Annotated in this window: 24 protein-coding genes; 16 read left to right on the forward strand and 8 right to left on the reverse strand. The window is 64.5% G+C overall.

Features of this window, described 5'->3' with window-relative positions; translation table 11 throughout:
- Positions 1 to 107: 107 nt before the first annotated feature.
- Genes ettA through ABIB58_RS13955 form a run of 4 tightly spaced genes read left to right on the forward strand, consistent with a single transcriptional unit; the run spans position 108 to position 3,279 of the window.
- Complete coding sequence (ettA, locus tag ABIB58_RS13940; RefSeq protein ID WP_161639376.1) at positions 108 to 1,775, forward strand: energy-dependent translational throttle protein EttA; 1,668 nt, start codon at positions 108 to 110, stop codon at positions 1,773 to 1,775.
- Between the two features lie 24 nt (positions 1,776 to 1,799).
- A complete protein-coding gene (locus ABIB58_RS13945; protein WP_354041739.1) occupies positions 1,800 to 2,027 on the forward strand; it encodes a DUF433 domain-containing protein in 228 nt (75 codons plus the stop codon).
- Positions 2,024 to 2,356: a DUF5615 family PIN-like protein gene (locus ABIB58_RS13950; RefSeq protein ID WP_354041743.1), complete on the forward strand. Its 333-nt coding sequence runs from the start codon at positions 2,024 to 2,026 to the stop codon at positions 2,354 to 2,356. The genes ABIB58_RS13945 and ABIB58_RS13950 overlap by 4 nt, the downstream gene beginning before the upstream one ends.
- Positions 2,353 to 3,279, forward strand: a complete 927-nt coding sequence (locus tag ABIB58_RS13955) for a 2-hydroxyacid dehydrogenase (protein WP_354041746.1) — start codon at positions 2,353 to 2,355, stop codon at positions 3,277 to 3,279. Before ABIB58_RS13950 ends, ABIB58_RS13955 begins: the two co-directional genes overlap by 4 nt.
- 2 nt (positions 3,280 to 3,281) lie before the next feature.
- On the opposite strand, the gene ABIB58_RS13960 is transcribed toward ABIB58_RS13955, so the two are convergent.
- A complete protein-coding gene (locus ABIB58_RS13960; protein ID WP_354041750.1) occupies positions 3,282 to 3,671 on the reverse strand; it encodes an EF-hand domain-containing protein in 390 nt (129 codons plus the stop codon).
- Between the two features lie 119 nt (positions 3,672 to 3,790).
- Between ABIB58_RS13960 and ABIB58_RS13965 the strand changes: the two genes are divergently transcribed.
- The 4 genes from ABIB58_RS13965 to metH all read left to right on the forward strand — a co-directional run bounded on the left by ABIB58_RS13965 (position 3,791) and on the right by metH (position 9,610).
- Positions 3,791 to 4,750, forward strand: coding sequence for an ArsR/SmtB family transcription factor (locus ABIB58_RS13965; RefSeq protein ID WP_045811435.1), 960 nt, complete (start codon positions 3,791 to 3,793; stop codon positions 4,748 to 4,750).
- Positions 4,750 to 5,700 carry a methylenetetrahydrofolate reductase [NAD(P)H] gene (gene metF / locus ABIB58_RS13970; RefSeq protein ID WP_354041755.1) on the forward strand — a complete coding sequence of 317 codons (951 nt, stop codon included), beginning with the start codon at positions 4,750 to 4,752 and terminating at the stop codon, positions 5,698 to 5,700. The genes ABIB58_RS13965 and metF overlap by 1 nt, the downstream gene beginning before the upstream one ends.
- A 160-nt stretch (positions 5,701 to 5,860) precedes the next feature.
- Positions 5,861 to 6,943, forward strand: coding sequence for a homocysteine S-methyltransferase family protein (locus ABIB58_RS13975; RefSeq protein WP_354041759.1), 1,083 nt, complete (start codon positions 5,861 to 5,863; stop codon positions 6,941 to 6,943).
- Complete coding sequence (gene metH, locus ABIB58_RS13980; protein WP_354041763.1) at positions 6,944 to 9,610, forward strand: methionine synthase; 2,667 nt, start codon at positions 6,944 to 6,946, stop codon at positions 9,608 to 9,610. It abuts the gene before it with no gap.
- 45 nt (positions 9,611 to 9,655) lie between these two features.
- Here the strand turns inward: metH and ABIB58_RS13985 are convergent, their stop codons facing one another.
- The 3 genes from ABIB58_RS13985 to ABIB58_RS13995 form a co-directional block, all read right to left on the reverse strand.
- A complete protein-coding gene (locus ABIB58_RS13985) occupies positions 9,656 to 10,210 on the reverse strand; it encodes a hypothetical protein (RefSeq protein WP_354041767.1) in 555 nt (184 codons plus the stop codon).
- Between the two features lie 141 nt (positions 10,211 to 10,351).
- Complete coding sequence (locus ABIB58_RS13990) at positions 10,352 to 13,504, reverse strand: TonB-dependent receptor (protein WP_354041771.1); 3,153 nt, start codon at positions 13,502 to 13,504, stop codon at positions 10,352 to 10,354.
- Positions 13,505 to 13,684: 180 nt separating this feature from the next.
- Positions 13,685 to 13,831, reverse strand: coding sequence for a hypothetical protein (locus tag ABIB58_RS13995; RefSeq protein WP_354041775.1), 147 nt, complete (start codon positions 13,829 to 13,831; stop codon positions 13,685 to 13,687).
- A gap of 66 nt (positions 13,832 to 13,897) precedes the next feature.
- On the opposite strand from ABIB58_RS13995, the gene ABIB58_RS14000 reads away from it, so the two are divergent.
- Positions 13,898 to 14,800, forward strand: a complete 903-nt coding sequence (locus ABIB58_RS14000) for an MBL fold metallo-hydrolase (RefSeq protein ID WP_354041778.1) — start codon at positions 13,898 to 13,900, stop codon at positions 14,798 to 14,800.
- On the opposite strand, the gene ABIB58_RS14005 is transcribed toward ABIB58_RS14000, so the two are convergent.
- Both ABIB58_RS14005 and ABIB58_RS14010 read right to left on the reverse strand, forming a co-directional pair.
- Complete coding sequence (locus ABIB58_RS14005; RefSeq protein WP_354041782.1) at positions 14,797 to 15,465, reverse strand: DUF1499 domain-containing protein; 669 nt, start codon at positions 15,463 to 15,465, stop codon at positions 14,797 to 14,799. The two genes, ABIB58_RS14000 and ABIB58_RS14005, sit on opposite strands and share 4 nt — an antisense overlap.
- 31 nt (positions 15,466 to 15,496) lie before the next feature.
- Positions 15,497 to 17,125, reverse strand: coding sequence for a long-chain-fatty-acid--CoA ligase (locus tag ABIB58_RS14010; protein ID WP_185224767.1), 1,629 nt, complete (start codon positions 17,123 to 17,125; stop codon positions 15,497 to 15,499).
- Between the two features lie 170 nt (positions 17,126 to 17,295).
- On the opposite strand from ABIB58_RS14010, the gene udk reads away from it, so the two are divergent.
- Positions 17,296 to 17,943, forward strand: coding sequence for a uridine kinase (gene udk, locus ABIB58_RS14015; protein ID WP_039247924.1), 648 nt, complete (start codon positions 17,296 to 17,298; stop codon positions 17,941 to 17,943).
- 129 nt (positions 17,944 to 18,072) lie between these two features.
- Here the strand turns inward: udk and ABIB58_RS14020 are convergent, their stop codons facing one another.
- Positions 18,073 to 18,855: a HisA/HisF-related TIM barrel protein gene (locus ABIB58_RS14020; protein WP_039247919.1), complete on the reverse strand. Its 783-nt coding sequence runs from the start codon at positions 18,853 to 18,855 to the stop codon at positions 18,073 to 18,075.
- 115 nt (positions 18,856 to 18,970) lie between these two features.
- Between ABIB58_RS14020 and ABIB58_RS14025 the strand changes: the two genes are divergently transcribed.
- Together ABIB58_RS14025 and ABIB58_RS14030 are read left to right on the forward strand one after the other, a co-directional pair.
- Positions 18,971 to 19,243, forward strand: coding sequence for a type II toxin-antitoxin system Phd/YefM family antitoxin (locus ABIB58_RS14025; RefSeq protein ID WP_045811426.1), 273 nt, complete (start codon positions 18,971 to 18,973; stop codon positions 19,241 to 19,243).
- A complete protein-coding gene (locus ABIB58_RS14030) occupies positions 19,240 to 19,626 on the forward strand; it encodes a type II toxin-antitoxin system VapC family toxin (protein ID WP_039247916.1) in 387 nt (128 codons plus the stop codon). Before ABIB58_RS14025 ends, ABIB58_RS14030 begins: the two co-directional genes overlap by 4 nt.
- On the opposite strand, the gene thiS is transcribed toward ABIB58_RS14030, so the two are convergent.
- Positions 19,627 to 19,833: a sulfur carrier protein ThiS gene (thiS, locus tag ABIB58_RS14035; RefSeq protein ID WP_045811425.1), complete on the reverse strand. Its 207-nt coding sequence runs from the start codon at positions 19,831 to 19,833 to the stop codon at positions 19,627 to 19,629.
- A 329-nt stretch (positions 19,834 to 20,162) separates the two neighbouring features.
- On the opposite strand from thiS, the gene aroQ reads away from it, so the two are divergent.
- The 4 genes from aroQ to aat are packed head-to-tail and all read left to right on the forward strand — an operon-like array spanning position 20,163 to position 23,187.
- Complete coding sequence (aroQ, locus tag ABIB58_RS14040; RefSeq protein ID WP_045811424.1) at positions 20,163 to 20,609, forward strand: type II 3-dehydroquinate dehydratase; 447 nt, start codon at positions 20,163 to 20,165, stop codon at positions 20,607 to 20,609.
- A 47-nt stretch (positions 20,610 to 20,656) separates the two neighbouring features.
- Complete coding sequence (gene accB, locus ABIB58_RS14045) at positions 20,657 to 21,148, forward strand: acetyl-CoA carboxylase biotin carboxyl carrier protein (RefSeq protein WP_045811423.1); 492 nt, start codon at positions 20,657 to 20,659, stop codon at positions 21,146 to 21,148.
- Between the two features lie 9 nt (positions 21,149 to 21,157).
- Positions 21,158 to 22,510 carry an acetyl-CoA carboxylase biotin carboxylase subunit gene (gene accC / locus ABIB58_RS14050; RefSeq protein WP_354041798.1) on the forward strand — a complete coding sequence of 451 codons (1,353 nt, stop codon included), beginning with the start codon at positions 21,158 to 21,160 and terminating at the stop codon, positions 22,508 to 22,510.
- On the forward strand, positions 22,480 to 23,187 hold the full coding sequence (aat, locus tag ABIB58_RS14055; RefSeq protein ID WP_156146813.1) for a leucyl/phenylalanyl-tRNA--protein transferase: 708 nt from the start codon (positions 22,480 to 22,482) through the stop codon (positions 23,185 to 23,187). The genes accC and aat overlap by 31 nt, the downstream gene beginning before the upstream one ends.
- Positions 23,188 to 23,426 lie beyond the last annotated feature (239 nt).

A 23,426-nucleotide genomic window follows, 5' to 3' on the forward strand; every position in this document is an offset into this window, starting at 1 on the left:
CCGTTCCGTCCGGCCGCCTGCCCGCCATATTTGCCCTTCTCGCGCAGGATCGCTACATCCGGCCAAACCTCCCAATCCGACGAAACCCGAAGGGCGCACCGCACCTCATGGCGCAGCAATATATTTTCCAGATGCAGGGTCTGACCAAGACCTTCCCCGGCGGCCGCAAGATCTTCGAGAACATCTGGCTCAGCTTCTACAACGACGCCAAGATCGGCGTCGTCGGCGTGAACGGTTCGGGTAAGTCCACCCTGCTGAAGATCATGGCCGGCCTGGACAACGAGTTCAACGGCGAGGCCCGCGCCGCCGACGGCATCAAGCGCGGCTATCTGGAGCAGGAGCCCCAACTCGATCCGGCCCTGAACGTGCGTCAGAACGTCGAGGCCTGGTGCGAAGAGAAGCAGTGGGTCAACCGCTTCAACGAAGTCGCCGCCGAACTGGGCGAGAACTACACCGACGAACTGATGGAGGAGATGACCTCCCTTCAGGAAAAGATCGACGCTGGCGACGTCTGGGACATCGACGCCCGGATCGACCAGGCCATGGGCGCCCTGCGCTGCCCGCCCGACGACTGGGAAGTCACCAACCTGTCAGGCGGTGAAAAGCGCCGAGTGGCCCTGGCCCGTCTGCTGCTGTCCAAGCCCGACATGCTGCTGATGGACGAACCGACCAACCACCTGGACGCCGAATCCGTCGCCTGGCTGCAGCACCACCTGGAGAACTTCCCCGGCTGCGTCATCCTGGTCACCCACGACCGCTACTTCCTGGATCAGGTGACCAAGTGGACGCTGGAGCTGGACCGCGGCAAGGGCCACCCGCACGAGGGCAACTACTCCAGCTGGCTGGAGGCCAAGCAGAAGCGCGTCGTGCAGGAGCAGTCGGAATCCGAAGCGCGTCAGCGCGCCCTCACCCGCGAACTGGAATGGGTCCGTTCGGGCGCCAAGGCCCGTCAGGCCAAGTCCAAGGCCCGTCTGGCCGCCTACGAGCGGATGGTCGAGGAACAGGAATCGATGCGCGGCGCCCAGACGCACGCTCACATCCAGATCCCGCCCGGACCGCGCCTCGGCAACGTCGTTCTGGAAGTCGAGGGTCTGCAGAAGTCGTTCGGCGACAAGGTCCTGTTCGACAACCTGACCTTCAAACTGCCGCCCAACGGCATCGTCGGCGTCATCGGCCCGAACGGCGCCGGCAAGTCGACCATGTTCAAGCTGATCACCGGCCAGGAACAGCCAGACGGCGGTTCGATCCGCGTCGGCGAGACGGTCAAACTGGCTTATGTCGACCAGTCGCGCGACGACCTGAAGCCAGACGAAACCATCTGGCAGGCCATCTCGGGCGGCACCGACGTGATGATGGTCGGCAAGCGCGAGATCAACACCCGCGCCTATGTCGGCAGCTTCAACTTCAAGGGCGGCGACCAGCAGAAGAAGGTCGGCCAGCTGTCCGGCGGTGAGCGCAACCGCGTCCATCTGGCCAAGACCCTGGCTTCGGGCGGCAATCTGATCCTGCTCGACGAACCGACCAACGACCTTGACATCGAAACGCTGCAGAACCTCGAAGAGGCTCTGGAAGAGTTCGCGGGCTGCGCCGTGGTCATCTCCCACGACCGCTGGTTCCTCGACCGCCTGGCCACCCACATCCTCGCCTTCGAGGGCGACGGCCATGTGGAATGGTTCGAGGGCAACTTCGAAGCCTACGAACAGGACAAGATGCGTCGCCTGGGCGCCGACAGCATCATTCCCAAGCGCATCCAGCACCAGAAGTTCGGCCGCTGATCGAACTGTGATAGGATGCGGGACATGAACGATCTTCTGTCCCGCATCACTATCGATCCCGCCCAATGCGGGGGCCGCCCCTGCATCCGGGGCATGCGCATCCGTGTGCAGGATGTGCTGGATATGCTGGCAGGCGGGGCAAGCCATGACGAAATTCTGGCCGACTTTCCCTATCTCGAAGCTGACGACATAAGAGCCAGCCTCGCCTACGCCGCAGCCAGCATCGGCGACACCGGCGTGATCGCCGCGTGAACTTCATCGTGGACGCCCAGCTGCCCCTCGCCCTGACCGACTGGCTAAGAGCGCAGGGTCACGCAGCGGACCACGTTTCAGAGCTTCTCACGGTCAGCGCGCCCGACCAGGCGATCTGGTCCCTGGCCAAGGATCAGGATCGGATCGTCATCACGAAGGATCGCGACTTCGCGATTTGGGCGGCGGATCGTCGGTCAGGCCCACAAGTCGTCTGGCTTCGACTTGGAAACGCGACCCGACGCGCCTTGATCGCTTGGCTCGAGCCGAAATGGTCTCAGATCGAGCAGCGCCTTTCGGAAGGCGTACACCTTGTGGAGGTCCGCGCATGACCCAACGCCCCGCCGTTCTCATCATGCAGCGGCATCTCGCCCCGCTCTCGGGATTTCTGGAGAGCGCCTACGACGTCTATCGCTTCTGGGAAGGCCCGCCGATCGAGGCCGCCCACGACATCCGCGTCATGGTCGTCGCCGGCGAGGCGCCGCTGGACACGGCGCTGATCGAACGCCTGCCCAATCTCGACCTGATCGCCTGTTTCACCTCCGGCTATGACGGGATCGACATCGACTGGTGCCGCCAGCGCGGCCTGCCCGTCACCCACGCGCCAGGCGTCAATCACGAAGATGTCGCCGATCACGCCCTGGGCCTAATCCTGGCCGCGCGTCGCCAGATCGCCTCGGGCGACCGTCAGGTCCGCGCTGGCGGCTGGACCTTCGAGACCCGCACCATCACGACGTCGCTCGCCGGACAGAAGCTGGGCATCGTCGGCTTGGGCCACATCGGCAAGGCCGTCGCCGACCGCGCCGAGGCCTTCCGCATGGCGGTCAGTTGGTGGGGGCCACGTCCCCATGACGCCAAATGGCCGCGCGCCGACAGCCTGCTGGCGCTCGCCAAGGCCAGCGACATCCTGGTCGTCGCCTGCAAGGCGGACGAGACCAATCGCGGCCTGATTTCGCGGGACATCATCGAGGCGCTCGGCCCCGACGGCCTGCTGGTCAACGTCTCGCGCGGTCAGGTCGTGGACGAGGACGCCCTGATCGCCGCACTGAGATCAGGGACATTGGGTCAGGCGGCCCTGGATGTCTTCATCGAGGAGCCGACAGATCCAGCCCGCTGGGCCGACGTTCCCAATGTCATTCTGACGCCCCACACCGCCGGGGCCACGACCGCCGGAGTGCAGGGCATGCTGATGCTGCTGATCGAAAATCTTCAGGCGCATTTCGCGGGCGGGCCGCTGAAGACGCCCGTCGTCTGACTTCAGCGGGGACGCTGCGGCCGCTCGTCCGCCGTCACCACGCCGTCGCCGTTCTTGTCCATCGCCTTGAAGGCGGCGGCGAGGCCCACATCGAATTCCTCGCGAGTAATGCGTCCGTCCGCATCGGCGTCGAAGCGCGCCAGCATCCGACCGCCGCGTGCATTGGCCAATTCGCTGGCATCGACCACGCCGTCTTCATTGGCGTCCAGACGATTGAACATCTGGGTCATGCGCGCCTGCATCTGGGCCAGGTTTTCGCGCTCCGGCGGCCGCATCTGACCGCCCATAGGCCGCCCTGACATTTCAGCGGCCGGCGCCTCGGGAAAGTCGCTCTGGGCCAACGCCGGACTGGCGGCGGCGACAGCAAGAGCGGCGATGAACAGGCTACGCATGAGATCACTCCAAGACGGGTCTGCTGGCTTTAACGCGCGCACGAACCATTCCCGTCGATGCGTTTCCAAGAAACCGATTTCACTTGCCAAATCATATAAGGATATCTTTATATGAGCATATGAGTTTGTCCGCCGATCAGACTGTTGAAGCCCTCCGCGCCGCCGGCGAACCCACCCGTTTGCGCCTTTTGTCGCTGCTGGCGGGCGAAGAGTTGTCGGTCATGGAAATGTCCCGCATTCTGGACCAGAGCCAACCTCGGGTGTCGCGCCATCTGAAGTTGATGACCGACGCCGGACTGATCGAACGCTTTCCCGACGGCGCCCGCGTCTATTACCGCCTGTCGCACGACGCCCAGGCGCGCCGGTTGATCGACACGGTGCTGGACATCCTGGCCGAGGATGCCGGCGAGGCCGATCATCGGCGTCTGGACGAGGTCCGCAAGGACCGCGAGGAAGCCGCCGCCAGCTATTTTGAACAGGTCGCGCCCCAGTGGGACCGCCTGCGTTCGCTCTACGTCAGCGAAAGCGCTGTCGAGGCGGCGCTGGAACAGGCTGTGGGTCCCGGGCCCTTCGAACGGGTCGTCGATCTGGGCACAGGTTCGGGCCGGATGCTGACCCTGTTCGGCAAGAAGGCCAAGATGTCAGTCGGGCTGGACCTCAGCCAGAACATGCTGAACATCGCCCGCACCAACGTTACCAAGGCGGGCGTGGAGCAGGTCGAACTGCGACACGGCGATATCTTCGCCACCCGCCTTCCCGCCGCCAGCGCCGATCTGGTGATCGTCCATCAGGTGCTGCACTACCTGTCCGATCCGTCCGCCGCCGTCGCCGAGGCCTCGCGTCTGGTCAGCCCGGGCGGTCGCCTGGTCATCATCGACTTCGCCCCGCATGACTTCGAACATATGCGTGAGGCGCATCAGCATCGGCGCCTCGGCTTCGCCGACAGCGAGATCAACGGCTGGCTGCTCGACGGCGGCCTGACGCCATCGGCCCCCATCGCCCTGCCCCACGACGCCGAGGGCCTGACCGTGACCATCTGGACGGCGGAACGCCGCGTCCAGGACAGAAAGACCGCCTGATGGCCTCCTCCGCCTCCCTCAACCTGGCCGACGCCCGCGCCCTGCTGCTGTCGCCGCTTGGCCCGGTGGCCCGCGCCGGATCGAACCGCGACGCCGTGCGCGTTTCGTTCGAATTCTTTCCGCCCAAGACCGATGAGGCCGAGGCCAACCTGTGGAAGGCGATCCGCCGTCTGGAGCCTCTCAACCCCGCCTTCGTCTCGGTTACCTACGGCGCCGGCGGTTCAACCCGCGAGCGGACGCACCGCACGGTCCAGCGCATTATCACGGAAACTTCGCTGCGCCCTGCCGCCCACCTGACCTGCGTCGAGGCCAGCCGTGACGAGGTCGATGAGGTCATCGAAGGCTACAAGACCATCGGCGTCGATCACATCGTGGCGCTGCGCGGCGATCCGCCCGGCGGCGCTGGTATCGGCGGGGTCTATCAGCCGCGCGCCGACGGCTATGCCAACGCCACGGAACTGACCGCCGCCATCAACCGCATCGGAGGATTCGACGTCACGGTCGGCGCCTATCCCGAACGCCACCCCGAAAGTCCCTCCATCGATCACGACATCGACGTGCTGAAGGCCAAGGTGGACGCCGGCGCCACGCGCGCGGTCAGCCAGTTCTTTTTCGACATCGACGCCTTCTTGAGGTTCCGCGACCGGGTGCGTGCGGCGGGCGTCACCATCCCGCTGATTCCCGGCGTCATGCCGGTGTCCAACTTCGCCGGTCTTCAGCGGATGTGCGGCGCGTGCGGCGCCAGCATCCCCGACTGGCTGAAGGCGCATTTCGACGGCCTGGACGACGATCCTGAGACCCGCAAACTGCTGGCCGCCTCGGTCGCCGCCGAGACCTGCGCGCGTCTGCAGGAAGAGGGTTTCTCGGACTTCCACTTCTACACCCTGAACCGCGCCGACCTGGTCTATGCGATCTGTCGCGTTCTGGGCGTGCGCGAGGTCTCGCAATGATGCCGACGAGCAAATCCTCCCCCGCCCCCTTGCGGGGGAGGGGGACCACGAAGTGGTGGAGGGGGCGACCCCATACACCTGCGTGTGAAGTCGCCCCCTCCACCACCCTTCGGGCGGTCCCCCTCCCCCGCTTCGCTTCACTCGCAGGGGAGGATCACACATGACCCGCGCACAACGCATCGCCGCCCTGCATCAGGCGGCCAAGGAGCGCATCCTGGTCCTCGATGGCAGTTGGGGTGTCATGATCCAGCGTCGCGGGCTAGACGAAGCCGACTTCCGCGCCGACCGCTTCGTCGGAGCCAACGGCTATGACGAGAAACACCAGATGAAGGGGAACAACGACATCCTCTGCATCACCCGGCCGGATGTCATCGCCGACCTGCACGACCAGTATTTCGCGGCCGGCGCCGACATTTCCGAGACCAACACCTTCTCCGGCACCACCATCGCCCAGGAGGACTATGCCCTGGACGCCCAGGCGGTGTGGGACATCAATCTGGAAGGCGCCAAACTGGCCCGCGCCTCGGCTGACCGCTGGACCGCCAAGGAGCCGCACAAGCCGCGCTTCGCCGCCGGCTCCATCGGCCCGCTGAACAAGATGCTGTCGATGTCGTCCGACGTGAACGACCCCGGCGCCCGCAGCGTGACCTTCGACCAGGTCTATGAGGCCTATCGCCATCAGGTGAAGGCGCTGAACGAAGGCGGGGTCGATCTCTATTTGATTGAAACCATCACCGACACGCTGAACTGCAAGGCCGCGATCAAGGCGATCAAGGATTTGGAAGACGAGGGGCTAGACGCCCTGCCCATCTGGATCAGCGGCACCATCACCGATCGCTCGGGCCGCACCCTGTCGGGCCAGACGGCTGAGGCCTTTTGGAACAGCGTGCGCCACGCCAAACCCTTCGCCGTCGGTTTCAACTGCGCCCTGGGCGCCGACCTGATGCGACCCTTCATCGCCGAGCTGAGCCGCGTCGCCGACACCCTGGTCGCCGCCTATCCCAACGCCGGCCTGCCCAACGCCATGGGCCAGTACGACGAGGAACCGCACGAGACCGCCCACTTCATCGAGGAATGGGCCGCCTCCGGCTTGGTCAACATCGTCGGCGGCTGCTGCGGCACGACGCCGGACCACATTCGTCACGTCGCCGAAGAGGTCGCGCCGCTAAAGCCCCGCGCCATCCCTGAACGGTTGGTGGCCTTGCGCCTGAGCGGCCTCGAACCTTTTGAATTGGTAGCGTAAGTGCGTCCTGTCTTCATCAACGTCGGCGAACGGACCAACGTCACCGGCTCGGCCAAATTCCGCAAGCTGGTGGTCGAGGGCGACTATTCCGCCGCGCTGGATGTCGCTCGCCAACAGGTCGAGGCCGGCGCCCAGATCATCGACGTCAATATGGACGAGGGGCTGCTCGACGGCGCCGTCGCCATGCGGACCTTCCTGAATCTGATCGCGGCCGAGCCCGACATCGCCCGTGTGCCGGTGATGATCGACAGCTCCAAATGGGAGGTGATCGAGGCGGGCCTGAAGTGCGTTCAGGGCAAGCCCATCGTCAACTCGATCAGTATGAAGGAGGGCGAACAGGCCTTCCGTGACCATGCGATCAAATGCCTGCGTTACGGCGCCGCCGTCGTGGTCATGGCTTTCGACGAGGTGGGTCAGGCCGACACCGCCGCGCGCAAGATCGAAATCTGCACCCGCGCCTACAACATTCTGGTCAACGAGGTCGGCTTCCCGCCCGAGGACATCATCTTCGACCCCAACATCTTCGCCGTGGCGACCGGGATTGAGGAGCATGACAACTACGCCGTCGATTTTATCGAGGCGACGCGGGAGATCAAACGCACCCTCCCCTATGCCCGCGTCTCGGGCGGGGTGTCAAACGTCTCGTTCAGCTTCCGCGGCAACGAGCCGGTGCGCCGCGCGATCCACAGCGTCTTCCTGTATCACGCCATCAACGCCGGGATGGACATGGGCATCGTCAACGCCGGCGACCTGCCTGTCTATGACGACATCGACGCCGAACTGCGCGAGGCGGTCGAGGATGTGATCCTGAACCGGCCGCAGCGGACCAATGTCTCGAACACCGAGCGTCTGGTCGACATGGCGCCCCGCTACAAGGGCGAGAAGGGTCAGGCCCGCGTCGTCGATCTGAAATGGCGCGAACAGCCGGTCGGCAAGCGGATCGAACACGCCCTGGTCAACGGCATCACGGAGTTCATCGAGGCCGACACCGAAGAGGCGCGCCTGGCGTCCGAGCGCCCGCTGCACGTCATCGAAGGCCCGTTGATGGACGGGATGAACGTGGTCGGCGACCTGTTCGGCTCGGGCAAGATGTTCCTGCCGCAGGTGGTGAAGTCCGCCCGCGTGATGAAACAGGCCGTCGCCTGGCTGGAGCCCTTCATGGAGGCCGAAAAGGCCGGCAAGCCTCGCGAGCAGGCGGGCCGCATCCTGATGGCGACCGTCAAGGGCGACGTCCACGACATCGGCAAGAACATCGTCGGCGTCGTGCTGCAATGTAACAACTACGAGGTCATCGACCTGGGCGTCATGGTCCCGGCCGACCGTATTCTGGACGAGGCCAAGGCCCACAACGTCGACATCATCGGTCTTTCGGGCCTGATCACCCCGTCTCTGGACGAAATGGTCTTCGTGGCCTCGGAGATGGAGCGGCGCGGCTTCGACATCCCCCTGCTGATCGGGGGCGCAACCACCAGCCGCACCCATACGGCGGTCAAGATCGAGCCCGCCTATCGCCGGGGCTCGACCACCTATGTCGTCGATGCGTCGCGCGCCGTCAGCGTCGTTTCGGGCCTGCTGTCCAAGACCGATCGCGCGAAGAACGAAGCCGCCACCCGCGACGAATACATCCGCATCCGCGAGCAATATGCCCGCGGCCAGGAGGTGAAGGCCCGCGCCACCCTGGCGCAGGCGCGCGAGAACCGTTTCCGCATCAACCCCGACCAGCCCATGCCCGGCAAGCCGGCCTTCCTCGGCGTGAAGGCGTTCGATGCCTGGAACCTGCAGGATCTGGCCGACCACATCGACTGGACTCCCTTCTTCGCCAGTTGGGAGTTGATCGGCCGCTATCCGCTGATCCTCGACGACGAGATCGTCGGCGAGGCCGCGCGTGACCTGTTCGCCGACGCGCAAGTCATGCTGAAGCGGATCATCAACGAAAAGTGGTTCACGGCCAAAGGCGTCGTCGGCTTCTGGCCCGCCCGCGCCGACGGCGACGATGTCATCGTCTACGCCGACGAAGGCCGCGACACGGAGGTCGCCCGCTTCCACACCCTGCGCCAGCAGATCAAGAAGTCGAACGGCAAGCCGAACCTGGCCCTGTCCGACTTCATCGCGGATGAGGGCGACGACTATATCGGCGCCTTCGCCGTCACCGCCGGTCACGGCGAGCTGGAGATCGCCAAACGGTTCAAGGACGCGGGCGACGACTATTCCGCCATCCTCGCCACCGCCTTGGCCGACCGCCTGGCCGAAGCCTTCGCCGAACGGCTGCACAAGGAGGTCCGCACCACCCTGTGGGGCTATGCCGCCGATGAGACGGCCGACATCGATGCGCTGATCGCCGAACAGTATCAGGGCATCCGGCCCGCCCCCGGCTATCCGGCCCAACCCGATCACACGGAAAAAGCCACGCTATTCCGCCTGCTTCAGGCCGAGGATAATGCCGGCATGGCCCTGACGGAAAGCTTCGCTATGACGCCGCCGGCCTCGGTTTCGGGCCTCTATTTCGGCCATCCAGGCAGCCACTATTTCGGCGTCGGCAAGATCGATCTGGACCAGATCGAGGACTACGCCCGGCGCAAGGGCTGGGACGTCGCCACCGCCGAACGCTGGCTGGCCCCCATCCTCAACTACGACCCCTACGCCGCCAGACGCGAAACGGCGGCTTGAGCCGGGCTCAAGCCGCCGTCCGTTATCGGATAAACGCCGAACCGATCAGTTGATGCCGACGCTCTCCAGCGTGGCGGGCGGCGTGGTGATGTTGTCGCGCAGGCGACGCGCGGCGTGCTCGCACCGGCCCGGCAGACCAAAGAACAGGCCGAACGACTGGCTGCGCGCCTCGGCGTCGGGATTCGCCATCAGCGGCGCCCACTGCGCCTTGACGGCGGCGACGGCCTGCTCGGCCTCGGCCTTCGAAGCCGCCGACTGGCGCGGCGCGGCCGCCGCCAGGGCGCTGCGGAAATCCTGGGCTTCGAGACGGCCCAGACGCACCAGTTCGACATCCTCCGGCGCGCGCGACGTCAGCGTCTCGCCCAGATCGGCATGGCCCGTTACCAGGGCATCGCACCACGCCACCAGCGGATAGTCGGCGCTCGGTGCGCCCCGCGGCAACGGCCGTGCATAGGCGATGGCTTCGCGCGTCTTCACCGCATCGGCGGTCTCGCCCGAGCGATTACCCGTCACGATCGGCCCGTCCTGAGTTTGAGCGACCGCCGCGCCGGCGGCCAGCAACGACAGGACCGACAGTCCGGGAACGACAAATTTCAGCATGATCTTCCTTGAAGGAGCGCGCCGCAAACCGGCGACGATCCGTAACGCTCGCCCGCCCGAATGGTTTTTCTACGGCGCCGCTTAAACGAAAAAGGCGGCGGAGCGTTGCTCCGCCGCCTCAGTCTAATTTACCGCCGCAGCTTAGAAGCGGTAGCGCAACCCAAAGCGCAGCGAGCGCGGCGATTGGTATGTGCGAGCTAACCCATAAGTAGCTGCACGGCTTACGTTATCAACGCGAGACACGCCTTGTTCAACAACGCGCGTAACCTCGTCGTTGTCGAACAGATTGAAGATATCAATCGTCCCCACCAACTCACCGCGACCTTCTTCCTTGAATAACGTGAACGCTGCATTCACATCAAAGTTGTAGGTCCAATCGGTTTCGCCCTGAGATCCACGAGGCGTAGCAATATTGGCGTTGCCAGCACCGATCGGGCAGAACCAAGCAGACGGGGTGCCCGCCGGATCCGGAGCCAAGATATCTGCGCTAGCAGGTGCGTAACCAATGCAACCGAACTTGCGCCCCGACTGAGCCGTGAAGTTACCACCAAGCGAGATGGCGTCATTCACTTGGTACGAACCGTAGAGCTTAACAGTGTGACGACGGTGGTTGGGCAGATAGCCTTCGGCTCCGATCGTGTTCGTGTAGTGGTCGAAGTCTTGGGTAATCGACGTATCCGTCTGACCGACGTCAGATTTGATCGCGCCCTCATAGTTTCCGTAGGAACGACCCAGTGTGTAGGAACCCGCGAGCGACCAAACCCCATCAAATGGACGATTGAACGTGAATTCCAACGCCTGATATTCGCGTTCAACCTCGGGGAACCGGAGATCATCTGCGGTCAATGTGATGGTTTGCGGGTTATAGGCCGCGCTACCGGGTGCGTCACCCTGCAGGTCCAGGTAGACAGTCGCTTCATCGCCCGGATTGAACAGCACGTACGGGAAGATGCTGGAGAAATCGGTCGGCGTTTCGCCACCCGGATTGCAAAGAGCTAGTTGGTTGGTCCGGGCACAGTAGCGATAAACAGCATCACCGATCGCCGTATCCTCGATCGCGCTTTCGAGATTGCGATGAATGTAACGCACGCCTGCCGACCAGTCGCCGAGCCAGCCGTCGGTCTGGAACGACTTCTCATATCCCAAAATAAACTCGCGCTCGTACATGGGCTTGAGATCGGCTTCCGCCACCGTGCGCGGATCGGGTACGGTCGGCGGGCTCAGATAAACCGGATCACCAAGCTGGGCGCCGAGTTGGGGTGTGCCGTCCGAATTCAGGACGAGAGCGCCAGCTGCGTCACGAACCGCACGGAAGTAACGGTCTTCGAACAGCTCGCCAGAGGATGCACGAATAGAGGTGTTGCTAGCGATGGGTAGATAGTAGTCGCCCATAGATCCATAAACGCGGTCAGTGCCGTTGCCGCGCGGATCCCAGTTGAAGCCAAGGCGCGGGGCCCATTGATCATCGACCTTAATGTAGCTTTGGCCAGCTTTATTCTTGTAGTCGTAAATATCGTTCCGGACACCAAGTTGGACGCTGAGGTTCGGCGTAATGTTCCAGGCATCTTGGATATAAATCGCAGACTGTTGCGACTCGAAAGCACCGCTGGAGCTATAGATGCGGCGGCGAACACAGCCGTCAGGCCCAGCATTACGAGAACCGCAATCCGTTGCACCAGCAGTACCCGTTGGGCGCCCGGCGTAATAAAGAGCACCACCAGAGTACTGGGTCGCAGCCGTACTTACGGCATCCTCGCGATCATATCCGATACGGAAGTGGTGATCGCCAAACAGATTGACGTAGAAGTCGGCATCAACACGATATGTCTCGCGCTTGTCTTCACCCGCAGCGTTGAAAGGCCCGCCAAAGCGACCGTTCGTCAGCCAAACATAACCCGCCGCCGGAACCGTGCGGTTCGGATAGTAATCGCGGACCCCAGCGATGTCGATATTATCGCCATAGTCGCGCTGATTTGCGTCGATCTTGCCGTAAAGGGCCGAAAGCGTGAACCAATTCGTGAACACGCCAGTATACTTATAGATCTGGTTGACGCCGCCCGCTTCGGAATAAGAGGTTGGCAGATCGGAGCGAACAAAACCGTCACGAGTGAAGTTGTAGCTCAGATTGTCAATCGTCTGCTTGTCCGAGAACACTGTAGCTTCGAGTCGGTGATTCTCATTAAGCACGAAGTCAAACTTCGCCAGCCAACGCGGATCGTTGGAAATCGACCGAGCTTGAGTGCCCGTCGATGCCGTAAAGTCGCTAAATGTAACGCCGCCACGCGAGTCGCTGTCGCGGCCGTTGTAAACGCCGAAGAAGAACACGTGATCTTTGATGATGGGACCGCTGGCCCATACTGAGTATTCTTTCTGCTCGGACGCCGAATAAGCGTTGAACACCTGACCACCGGCACTGCCGCTCGCGCCCGGCGTGTAAGCAAGACCCCTGGTGCCGCGCAAGGAGTCAGGCGTCCAGAACAAGCTGGCGCCCCCTTGGAACTCATTGCTACCTGAGCGCGTGACCAAGTTCACAACGCCACCAGTGGCTCTACCGTACTCTGCTTGGTAACCACCTGTCTTGACGTCAACAGACTGAATAGCGTCGAAGGGCAGATCGGCATAGCCGAGGAAGTTACGCTGGTCGGTGACGTTGAGACCGTTAATGTAATAAGCGCTTTCCGCCGCCGACGTGCCGGAGAATCCCGTGAGAGACTGCGATCGACGAGCACTGGCGTTGATCGATGCATCCGGCGCAGTGGCGCCGGGCGACAACTGAGTCACGGCGTTGATGCTACGACCAACCGGTACACGGTTAGCAAGATCTTGCACGTTTACAGAGAGGCCAGTGTCTGTTGCGTTGAAGGCCTGCACACGCCGCGCCCCGGTGACCACGATGTCACCAAGAGAAGTCGCCTCAGATCCGTCTGTAACAGTGAAGGTATAGGCCGATGTACCCGTTCCGACGCTAATGTTATCATTTGCGGAACCAGCCGAACTGGAAATCGCTACAGCATAGCTGCCGACCGGAAGAGCGGGGATGCGGAAGGATCCGTTAGCATCCGTCGTCGTCGACCGGACAGAACCCTGATTCGAAGTGACTGACACTGCGGCACCCGAGACGCGCGCGCCCGAGGCGTCAGCCACTGTACCCGACAGAACGCCGCTGGTGTAGTCTTGCGCCGAGGCGACGGTCGGCGTGAGTAGAGCTGCAGCGGGTACCGCAGCGACCGCCATCATGGCCGCACTGCCGATCATGGTCGAATGGAGTAGTAGCTGCTTGATATTCAGCGTCATGAAAGAATTCCCCTTCCTTCGACGCGCCCACGTTTTCGCAGGCAGCGACACGAATCTCATGCGAAGGCATGATTGGATGCACCCTAGGGCGTTCTGTCGCAGTCTGAATAGATTAGAACGTCTACGTCATGCTCTTACTCTTTGTCATGTCGCAATCCTGCCACACACCTGTCACTTACCCTACAATGTGCGGATTTCTCGCGCCGCATAGGGCGCGGGCTCTGGCGTGCAGGAGGCGGCGATCAGTTGCACCGCGGCGAGACACAGGATCGCCGCCGCGACGAACGGAAGCCGATTTGATACAGCGTTGGCGATCGAACGGGCCATTGTGGGCGCTCCAGGCATGATTACCGAGACGTTAACGCAAGCGCTGCGCCAGAAGCCGAGCTGGCCATGATCCCGTTCGTGAGGGCGTTCGACTTCGCCTATGGGCGGCGCGATCAGGTGTCGCCGTTGATCCAGCGGGTGATCGCCGACAATCCGGGGCCTTTCACCTTCACCGGGACGGGGACCTATATCGTCGGCCGGCCGGAGGCAGGCGCCGAGGTCGCGGTGATTGATCCGGGGCCGCTGGATCAGGCGCATCTGGCGGCGCTGATGGCGGCGGTCGAAGGGCGGCGGGTCAGCCATGTGCTGGTGACGCATACGCATCGGGATCATGCGCCGCTGGCCCGGCCGTTCGCCGACGCGACCGGAGCACGGATTTGGGCGGCCCGGCCTCCGGTGCGGGAAACACATGCGTCGGGTGCATTGGACGAGGATGAAGATGCCGACTTCGCGCCCGACGTGGTGCTGACGGGCGGCGAGATGATCGCGGGCGACGGCTGGACGATCGAGGCGATGTTCACGCCCGGCCATGCGTCAAATCACATGGCCTTCGTCCTGCGCGAGGAGAACGCCCTGTTCTCCGGCGACCATGTGATGGGATGGTCGACGACAGTCGTGGCGCCGCCGGATGGGAACATGCGCCAGTATATGGCCAGTCTGGACGCGGTGATCACACATGACTTCGACGTGCTGTGGCCGACGCACGGGGCGCCGGTGACGCAGGTGCGGCCGTTTCTGGAGGCCTATCGCGCGCACCGGCTGGAGAGGGAGGCGCAAGTGCTTCAGCGGCTTGCGGCGGGGGATCGCACGATCGGGGAGATGGTCCCGGTTCTGTACGCCGCCGTCGATCAGCGGCTGTGGCCGGCCGCTTCGCTGTCGGTGCTGGCGCATCTGATCAAGCTGGTGGAGGACGGTGCGGCGATGAGTGATGGCGCGCCCGGCCTGTCGGCGCAGTTCCAGCTGGCTTAGCGTCCCGCCTCCAGGTTTCGCGTAATTTTCGCGGCGAGGCGGCAGGTGGCGCCGCCGTCGGGACGGCTGCCGCGCGCGGTGACGCGGATGTCGGTGCGGCCGGGGCGGATGCGAACGACCGCGTCGGTGGCGAAGCCGAACCAGGCGCCGGCATGCACGGCCTCGACCTGGAAGGTTGTGGCGCGGGTGACGACGAAGCCGGCGTCGACCAGCGCCGAGGTCGCCTGCTGGGCCAGGACCTGGGTCGGGATGGCGTCCACACCGTCACAGGTCTGCGGCGCGCCGCTGCGCGGGCCGGCGGCGCGCGGCAGGCCCGGCGGCTCGTCAAGATTGGTGCTGACGTCACGCGGATGGGGCGTCGCATCCTGGCCCTGACGCAGCACGAAGCCGGCGACGGTCCCGCCCGCCAGGACCAACGCCGCCAGAGCATAAATCCCCCTGCCCTTCAGATCGCGCAGCGCCAGCACCGTCGCCGTCAGCGCCGCCGCCAGACCTACCCAGGCCAGGATGCGCGCCACGGTCCAGGTCAGCAGGTCGTAACCGATCGCCAGATCGAGACCGCCGAACCGCGTCGCCGTAACAGCCGCCACGACCAACACAAAGGGCGCCGCCGCAAGCGCCGTCAGCCAGGGCAGAATGGCGGGAACGGGCTTTCTGGTCGGCATTCAGGCTCCGGTTCTAGGGTCAGGCGCCAGATCAGGCAGCGGTCGGCAGACGATAGTCCTTCATCCGGTCGCGCAGAAGCTTCTTGTCGATCTTGCCGGTCGCGCCCAGCGGAATGTCGTCCACGGCGACCACATCGTCGGGCATCCACCATTTGGCGATCTTGCCGGTCAGGAAGTCCAGATGCTCCTGCTTGTCCAGCATCTCGTCGGGTTTCAGCTTCAGGATCAGCACGGGCCGTTCGTCCCATTTGGGGTGGGCCGCGCCGATGACGGCGGCGATCTCGACCTTGGGGTGACCCACGGCGATGTTCTCGATCTCGATGGAGCTGATCCACTCGCCGCCCGACTTGATCACGTCCTTGGCGCGGTCGGTGATCTGCATGAAGCCCAGGTCATCGACCGTGGCCACATCGCCGGTGTCGAAGAAGCCTTCGTCGTCCAGGATCGAGCCGTCTTCCTTGAAGTAGGCGCGGCTGATCGTCGGCCCCTTGACCATCAGACGACCGAAGGTGGCGCCGTCGTGAGGCAGTTCGGCGCCCGCCTCGTCCTTCAGCTTCAGCTCGACGCCCAGCGGCGGCACGCCCTGCTTCAGGCGGTATTTCATCTGCTCGTCATACGAGAGCTTCAGGATTTCGGGCGGCAGGTTGGCGATGGTGCCGATGGGCGAGGTCTCGGTCATGCCCCAGGCATGGGTGACCTCGACGCCGAAATCGTCCTGGAAGCCGCGGATCAGGCTTTCGGGGCAGGCCGAGCCGCCGATCAGTACGCGTTTCAGCGTCGAGAAGCCCAGACCGTTCTGTTTCATGTGGGCGAACAGCCCCTGCCAGACGGTCGGCACGGCGGCCGAGAAGGTGACGCCCTCCTGTTCGATCAGCTCATAGATCGACTGACCGTCCATCTTGGCGCCCGGCATCACCAGCTTGGTGCCGGCGGCGGGGCCTGCGAAGGCGATGCCCCAGGCGTTGGCGTGGAACATCGGCACGACCGGCAGGATCACCTCCTTGGGCGTGGCGCCCATCACCGTGGCCTGAAGGCCCATGAAGGTGTGCAGGAAGTTGGAGCGGTGCGAATACAGCACCCCCTTCGGATTGCCCGTCGTGCCGGAGGTGTAGCAGAGGCCGCAGGCCGTCTGTTCGTCGAAGTCGCCCCAGACCACGTCGGTCGATTGCCCGGCGATCGCGTCCTCATAGGCGACGGCCTTGGGCAGCTTCGTCTGCGGCATATGGGCGGCGTCGGTCATGATGACGACGCGCTCGACCTTGGGGATATGCGGCAGGATGGCTTCCAGCAGCGGCACGAAGGTCAGGTCGACGAAGATGATCCGGTCTTCGGCGTGATTTATGATGTAGACGAGCTGTTCGGGGAACAGACGCGGGTTCAGGGTGTGGCACACCCCGCCGATGCCCATGATTCCGTACCAGGCCTCGATGTGGTTGGCGGTGTTCCAAGCCAGGGTGGCGACGCGGTCGCCCGGCTTGATCCCCCAATCCTTCAGGGCGCTGGACACGCGTTTGGCCCGCTCGTGGATCTGGGCGTAGGTCGTGCGGACGATGGGCCCCTCGACCGAGCGCGTCACCACTTCGCGCTCGCCATGCCAGTTTTTGGCGTGGTCGATGATCTTGTCGACCGTCAGCGGCCAGTCCTGCATCAAGCCCAGCATGTCGTATCCTTGTCCCTTGGATGCGTCTGCTTTGATGCGACGCTTGAGCGGACGCTAACATCGGTGATCGGCGATAAGCAACGTGACCCAACGTCAACTGGGGCGTCAGCCACGGCGCGGCGGATCGTCGCCGGTGGCGCTGGCGGCGCGACCGCTCTAGAAGGCCGCCCATGACCATATTGATCGCGATCACGGGGGGCTCCGGCTCCGGCAAAAGCACACTGGCGGAGGCGCTGGTTTCGGCCCTGCCCGAAGGGTCGGCCGTGCTGGTGCGCGAGGACAGCTATTACAAGGACGCGGCCTCCCTGCCCGGCTTCGACGCCGCGACCTTCGACTTCGACGATGTCACCGCGCGCGATCACGACCTGATGATCGCGGACCTGAAGGCATTGAAGGCCGGGCGCGCGGTGACGGCGCCGGTCTATTCCTTCATCCACCACGGCCGCGAGCCGGGCGGCGAGCCGATCCCGGCGGCCGAGGTGGTGATCGTCGAGGGCACGCATGTTCTGTGCACCCCCGACCTGACCGCCCTGTTCGACATCCGGGTCTTCGTGGACACGCCGGCCGACATCCGCTTCATCCGCCGCCTGCTGCGCGACCAGGCCGAGCGGGGCCGATCGGCGGATTCGGTCGTGGCGCAATATCTGGCGACGGTGCGTCCGGGCCACGAACGCCTGACCGAACCGTCGCGCACCCACGCCGACTTCATTGTCGCCGATGCGACGGCGGCGGTGCGTCTGGAAGATCCCCAGGCCGTGGTGCGTCTGGCGGCTCCGGTCCTGGCCCATCCGCTGCTGCAGGCGCTGCTGGACGATTAGGATTACAGGTCTCAGATGCGGTCTGGCCTATCTGTCCGCCGCGTGATCGTGAGGATGAAACTGCGCCCTTAGCAGCCCCCTCAACCGTCGTTACGCCAGCCCACTTCTCCTGTGTGTAGTGAGGACCGCTTAGATCAGTCCCGCCAGCGGCGACGACGGGTCGGCATACATCCGCTTGGCCATTCGGCCGGCCAGATAGGCGTCGCGGCCGGCGATGACGGCGTGCTTCATGGCGCGGGCCATGCGGATTGGGTCCTTGGCCCCGGCGATGGCGGTATTCATCAGGACGGCGTCGCAGCCCAGCTCCATCGCGCGCGTCGCGTCCGAAGCCGTGCCGACGCCCGCATCGACCAGCACCGGCACCTTGGCCTGTTCGACGATGAGGCGAACATTGACCTCGTTCTGGATGCCGAGCCCTGAGCCGATCGGGGCGGCGGCGGGCATGATGGCGGCGGCGCCGGCGTCTTCCAGCCGCTTGGCCATCACCACGTCGTCGGTGCAATAGACCATGACGTCGAAGCCGTCCTTGATCAGCAGATCCAGCGCCCGCAGCGTCTCGATCATGTCGGGATACAGGTGGGCGGTGTTGGACAGCACCTCCAGCTTGACCAGGCTCCACCCGCCGGCCTCGCGCGCCAGGCGCAGGGTCCGCACCGCATCCTCGCCGGTGAAACAGCCGGCGGTGTTGGGCAGGAAGGTGAAGCGGTCCGGCTTCACATAATCGACCAGCATCGGCTGGGTCGGGTCGGACAGGTTCACACGCCGCACGGCGACGGTCACGATCTCGGCCCCGGCCGCCTCGGCGGCGGCGGCGTTCTGGGCGTAGTCGGCGTATTTGCCGGTGCCCACGATCAGACGGGAATTGAAAGTGCGGCCGGCGACGGACCAGGTTTCGTTGGCTGTATCGGTCATGAGTGCTGACCTACGCGCCCAGGCCGCCGAGCGAAAGGTCGCAAGCATCACACCGCGTTGCGAGAGACCATCGAATAGACTAAACTAAGTGGACTAAGTTCAATGGAGACATGTCATGGAGACGGTCAACATCCATCAGGCCAAGACGCATCTGTCCCGCCTGATCGAAAAGGCGGCGAAGGGCGAACCCTTCATAATCGCCAAGGCCGGCAAGCCGATGGTGAAGGTAACGGCCATTGAGCATGACGCGCCGGTAGACACCTCGCGCCGATTTGGATTCATGAAGGGTGAAATCCAGGTGCCTGACGATTTCGACACCATGGGACAGGCCGAGATCGAGGCGATGTTCTACGGCGATGGCGTCCATGAGGACGGCTCCGGCCGATGAAGTTACTGATCGATACGCATCTTCTACTTTGGGCGTCTGAGGATCGTGCGCGCCTTCCCGTTCAGGCCGCCGATTTGATGGCCGATCCTGACAACGATCTGATCTTCAGCGCCGTCAACATCTGGGAGATCGTCGTCAAGCGCGGGCTTAATCGCGCCGACTTCGGTGTCGATCCCCTCGCCTTTCGCCGACGGCTTCTAGCGGCCGGTTACGAAGAAATCCCGGTGACAAGCCTGCATACTTTGGAACTGAGCGGACTACCGTTGATCCACCGTGACCCGTTTGATCGTCTGCTGATCGCGCAGGCTATAGCCGAGAGCGCGCAACTGGTGACTGCAGACGGTCAGATCGCCTTCTATCCCGGCCCCATCCTCAAGGTCTGATTATCCGCCGCCGACGAACTGAACCAGCTCGATACGGTCGCCTGCGGCCACCGGCGTGACGGCGTGCAGGGACTTCGGTACGATCTCGAGATTGCGTTCGACGGCGACCTTGCGCGGGTCCAGCGACAGTTCCTCGACCAGGGCCAGGATGTTGTCGGCCTGCACCTGGCGCGGTTCGCCGTTGAGATGGATCTGGTACACGCGCATTCTCCCTGGGCCTTCGCGCGTCAGATAAAGCCTGACGGGCCGCTTCGCCAGACTGTGCGCTCAGCCCGCCTCGAACAGGAAGGCGCCGATCGCGACGGCCAGGGCCGCGAAGGTCGCCACCACGGTTCTCAGGATCAGTTTGCCGTCCTGGCGCATCCTCGGCGCTCCCTAGGCTGTCCCGACCAGGGACGATGGCGGGCGGCGCTGCGAAATCCACGCCATCGCACATAACGTCGGGGAAGGTTCGACGCCGCCAGCGTTTGACCCACGCCCTGCGTCCGCTAAAAGGCCCCTCTTGCGCCGCGCGGCGCCGGATCGATTCTGGAACCATGGCCGAAACGCCCGTCATTCATGTGCTGAACGGCCCCAATCTGAACCTGCTCGGGGTTCGGGAGCCGGACATCTATGGCCGCGACACCCTGGCGGACATCGAACAGCGATGCGTCAGGGCGGCCGGCGAGGCGCAGATCGTGTTTCGTCAGACCAACCACGAAGGCGTGCTGGTCGACTGGATCCAGCAGGCGCGCGAAGGCGCTCACGCCCTTATCCTCAATCCGGCGGCCTACGGGCATACGTCGGTGGCGCTGCACGATGCGGTGAAGACGCTGTCGATCCCGGTGATCGAGTTGCATCTGTCCAATCCGGCGGCGCGCGAGGCTTTTCGCCATCACTCCTATGTGTCCTCCGCGGCGACCGGCGTCATCGCCGGCTTCGGCGCGGCGGGCTATGAACTGGCCGTCCAGGCGGCCCTCACCCAGGTTCGGGAACGCGGCTGAGCCCCGTCCCGTTTATCGAAGACCACGAAAGACAAGGCGCAACTCCAATGGCCGATGACAAGAAACACGCCGAAATCGACGCCGCCCTGGTTCGCCAGCTGGCCGAAATCCTGAACGAGACCGATCTGACGGAAGTCGAGGTCGAGCGCGGCGAACTGCGCATCCGCGTGGCGCGCGAAGTCACCGTCAACGCCGCCCCGGTCCAGTACGCCGCCGCCCCCGCTCCGGTCGCCGCTGCGCCCGCCGCCGCTGCTGCGCCGGCCGCCATGCCGTCGGATCTCGCCACCATCGTCGCCCGCGCCGGCGAAGAGGTGAAGTCGCCGATGGTCGGCACCGCCTATCTGCAGGCCTCGCCGGAGGCCCCGGCCTTCGTCCAGCCCGGCGACAGGGTCAAGAAGGGCCAGACCCTGCTGATCGTCGAAGCCATGAAGACGATGAACCCGATCCAGGCGCCGCGCGACGGCGTGGTGGCCGAAATCCTGGTCGGCGACGCCCAGCCGGTCGAGTTCGGCGAACCCCTCGTCCTGCTGGAAGCCTAAGGCGCCGCGATGTTCACCAAGGTCCTGATCGCCAACCGCGGCGAGATCGCGCTGCGCATCCACCGGGCGTGCAAGGAGATGGGCATCTCCACCGTCGCCGTGCACTCCGAAGCCGACCGCGGCGCCATGTGGGTGCGGCTGGCCGACGAGAGCGTCTGCATCGGCCCCGCCTCGGCCGCCAAGTCGTATCTGAACATCCCCTCGATCATCGCTGCGGCCGAGATCACCGGCGCCCAGGCGATCCACCCCGGCTATGGCTTCCTGTCCGAGAACGCCCGCTTCGCCGAGATCGTCGAGGCCCACGGCATGACCTTTATCGGTCCCAAGCCCGAGCATATCCGGGTCATGGGCGACAAGATCAGCGCCAAACAGACGGTCAAGAACGCCGGCATCCCCGTCGTTCCCGGCTCGGATGGCGAGGTCGAGACCGTCGAGGCCGCGATCGAGGCGGCCAAGTCCATCGGCTTCCCCCTCATCGTCAAGGCGGCGGCGGGCGGCGGCGGACGCGGCATGAAGGTCGCCCTGACGCCTGACGATCTGGTCGAGGCGGTCCAGACCGCCCAGTCGGAAGCTCTGGCCGCCTTCGGCAACGGCGCCGTCTATATGGAGCGCTACCTCCAGAAGCCGCGCCACATCGAAATTCAGGTCATCGCCGACAGCCACGGCAATGTCGTGCACCTGGGCGAGCGCGACTGCTCGCTGCAACGCCGTCACCAGAAGGTGCTGGAAGAGGCCCCCTCGCCCGCCCTGTCGGCGGAGGGTCGCAAGAAGATCGGCGAGACGGTCAACAAGGCCATCGCCGCCATCGGCTATCTGGGCGTCGGGACGATCGAGTTCCTGTGGGAGGACGGCGAGTTCTTCTTCATCGAGATGAACACCCGCCTGCAGGTCGAACACCCGGTCACGGAAATGATCACCGGCGTCGATCTGGTGCGTGAACAGGTGCGCATCGCCGCCGGTCTGCCGCTGTCGTTCACGCAAGAGGACATCGAGTTCCAGGGCCACGCCATCGAGGTGCGGATCAACGCCGAGAACCCGGAGACCTTCACCCCGTCCCCAGGCAAGATCACCGACTTCCACGCGCCGGGCGGCCTGGGCGTGCGTCTGGATAGCGCGATCTACGCCGGCTATTCGATCCCGCCCTATTACGACAGCCTGATCGGCAAGCTGATCGTCCACGGCCGCGACCGCGAAGAGGCCATCGCGCGCCTGAAGCGTTCGCTGAACGAGGTCGTCATCGGCGGCGTCGACACGACCATTCCCCTGTTCCAGAAGCTGCTGGCCGAGCCGGACATCCTGTCGGGCGACTACGACATCCACTGGCTGGAGAAATGGGCGGCCCGTCAGAAGGGCGACGCCTGACCGACCCCGATTTCAGCGCCAGCGGGCCTTTCGGCGGTTTCGGCCCCGAGGACCTGCTGGCCTGTTACGCCCGGGGCGTGTTTCCGATGGCCGAGGCGCGCGACGATCCGCGCGTCTTCATCATCGAGCCGGAACAGCGCGGGGTCATCCCGCTGGACGCCTTCCACATCCCCAGCCGCCTGCGTCGCACCGTGCGGGGCGAACCGTTCGAGGTGCGGGTCGACACCGCCTTCGAAGCGGTGCTGGACGGCTGTGCGGCGGCGCAAGGGCCGGATCGCGAAGACACCTGGATCAACGGCCCGATCCGGCGGCTGTACGCCGCTCTGTTCGCCATGGGCTTCGTCCATTCCATCGAATGCTGGCGTGACGAGCGGCTGGTCGGCGGGCTTTACGGCGTGTCGCTGGGCGGGGCCTTCTTCGGCGAGAGCATGTTCAGCCGCGAGCGGGACGCCTCCAAGGTCGCTCTGGTGCATCTGGTTGCGCGCCTGCGAAAGGGCGGCTGGACCCTGTTGGACGCTCAGTTCCTGACCGACCATCTCAGCCAGTTCGGTGCGGTCGAAACGTCGCAGGCGGCCTATCTTGAGCGGCTTCAACCGGCTCTGTCGGTCAGGCCAAACCAGGAGGCGTTGCGCGCGCCCCTGACCGGCGCAGAAGCGGTCGCCCAGGCCAGCGCCTAGGTCCATCGGCATCCGAGAAGACAGGTCTCTCAGTTCGTCATTCCGGGGCTGAGCGGAGCGAAGAACCCGGAACCCAGGACCACATTTGCGATGCCGCCCCAGTCAACGCCTGACGCGCCTCTCCTGGGTTCCGGGTTCGTCCTTCGGACGCCCCGGAATGACGTCAGTTGGCTGAATGTGGATGAGCCTAGTCTGTCCGGACACGATTTGGGGCCTGTCCCGACAGGTTCGGATTGGCG

The organism is Brevundimonas sp. UYEF29, assembly GCF_040546195.1.
Lineage (GTDB): Bacteria > Pseudomonadota > Alphaproteobacteria > Caulobacterales > Caulobacteraceae > Brevundimonas > Brevundimonas huaxiensis.

Excerpts from the sequence above, each read along its gene's own strand:
- ABIB58_RS13960 (WP_354041750.1), bottom strand. The coding sequence starts at position 3,671 with ATGCGTAGCCTGTTCATCGCCGCTCTTGCTGTCGCCGCCGCCAGTCCG.
- ABIB58_RS14005 (WP_354041782.1), bottom strand. The coding sequence starts at position 15,465 with ATGCCGACCAGAAAGCCCGTTCCCGCCATTCTGCCCTGGCTGACGGCG.
- aroQ (WP_045811424.1), top strand. The coding sequence starts at position 20,163 with ATGGCCGAAACGCCCGTCATTCATGTGCTGAACGGCCCCAATCTGAAC.
- ABIB58_RS14000 (WP_354041778.1), top strand. The coding sequence starts at position 13,898 with ATGATCCCGTTCGTGAGGGCGTTCGACTTCGCCTATGGGCGGCGCGAT.
- ABIB58_RS13955 (WP_354041746.1), top strand. The coding sequence starts at position 2,353 with ATGACCCAACGCCCCGCCGTTCTCATCATGCAGCGGCATCTCGCCCCG.
- accC (WP_354041798.1), top strand. The coding sequence starts at position 21,158 with ATGTTCACCAAGGTCCTGATCGCCAACCGCGGCGAGATCGCGCTGCGC.
- ABIB58_RS13985 (WP_354041767.1), bottom strand. The coding sequence starts at position 10,210 with ATGCTGAAATTTGTCGTTCCCGGACTGTCGGTCCTGTCGTTGCTGGCC.
- ABIB58_RS13975 (WP_354041759.1), top strand. The coding sequence starts at position 5,861 with ATGACCCGCGCACAACGCATCGCCGCCCTGCATCAGGCGGCCAAGGAG.
- accB (WP_045811423.1), top strand. The coding sequence starts at position 20,657 with ATGGCCGATGACAAGAAACACGCCGAAATCGACGCCGCCCTGGTTCGC.
- ABIB58_RS13945 (WP_354041739.1), top strand. The coding sequence starts at position 1,800 with ATGAACGATCTTCTGTCCCGCATCACTATCGATCCCGCCCAATGCGGG.
- ABIB58_RS14025 (WP_045811426.1), top strand. The coding sequence starts at position 18,971 with ATGGAGACGGTCAACATCCATCAGGCCAAGACGCATCTGTCCCGCCTG.
- ABIB58_RS14030 (WP_039247916.1), top strand. The coding sequence starts at position 19,240 with ATGAAGTTACTGATCGATACGCATCTTCTACTTTGGGCGTCTGAGGAT.
- metF (WP_354041755.1), top strand. The coding sequence starts at position 4,750 with ATGGCCTCCTCCGCCTCCCTCAACCTGGCCGACGCCCGCGCCCTGCTG.
- ABIB58_RS13990 (WP_354041771.1), bottom strand. The coding sequence starts at position 13,504 with ATGACGCTGAATATCAAGCAGCTACTACTCCATTCGACCATGATCGGC.
- ettA (WP_161639376.1), top strand. The coding sequence starts at position 108 with ATGGCGCAGCAATATATTTTCCAGATGCAGGGTCTGACCAAGACCTTC.
- ABIB58_RS14020 (WP_039247919.1), bottom strand. The coding sequence starts at position 18,855 with ATGACCGATACAGCCAACGAAACCTGGTCCGTCGCCGGCCGCACTTTC.
- ABIB58_RS13995 (WP_354041775.1), bottom strand. The coding sequence starts at position 13,831 with ATGGCCCGTTCGATCGCCAACGCTGTATCAAATCGGCTTCCGTTCGTC.
- aat (WP_156146813.1), top strand. The coding sequence starts at position 22,480 with ATGGGCGGCCCGTCAGAAGGGCGACGCCTGACCGACCCCGATTTCAGC.
- ABIB58_RS14010 (WP_185224767.1), bottom strand. The coding sequence starts at position 17,125 with ATGCTGGGCTTGATGCAGGACTGGCCGCTGACGGTCGACAAGATCATC.
- thiS (WP_045811425.1), bottom strand. The coding sequence starts at position 19,833 with ATGCGCGTGTACCAGATCCATCTCAACGGCGAACCGCGCCAGGTGCAG.
- udk (WP_039247924.1), top strand. The coding sequence starts at position 17,296 with ATGACCATATTGATCGCGATCACGGGGGGCTCCGGCTCCGGCAAAAGC.
- ABIB58_RS13965 (WP_045811435.1), top strand. The coding sequence starts at position 3,791 with ATGAGTTTGTCCGCCGATCAGACTGTTGAAGCCCTCCGCGCCGCCGGC.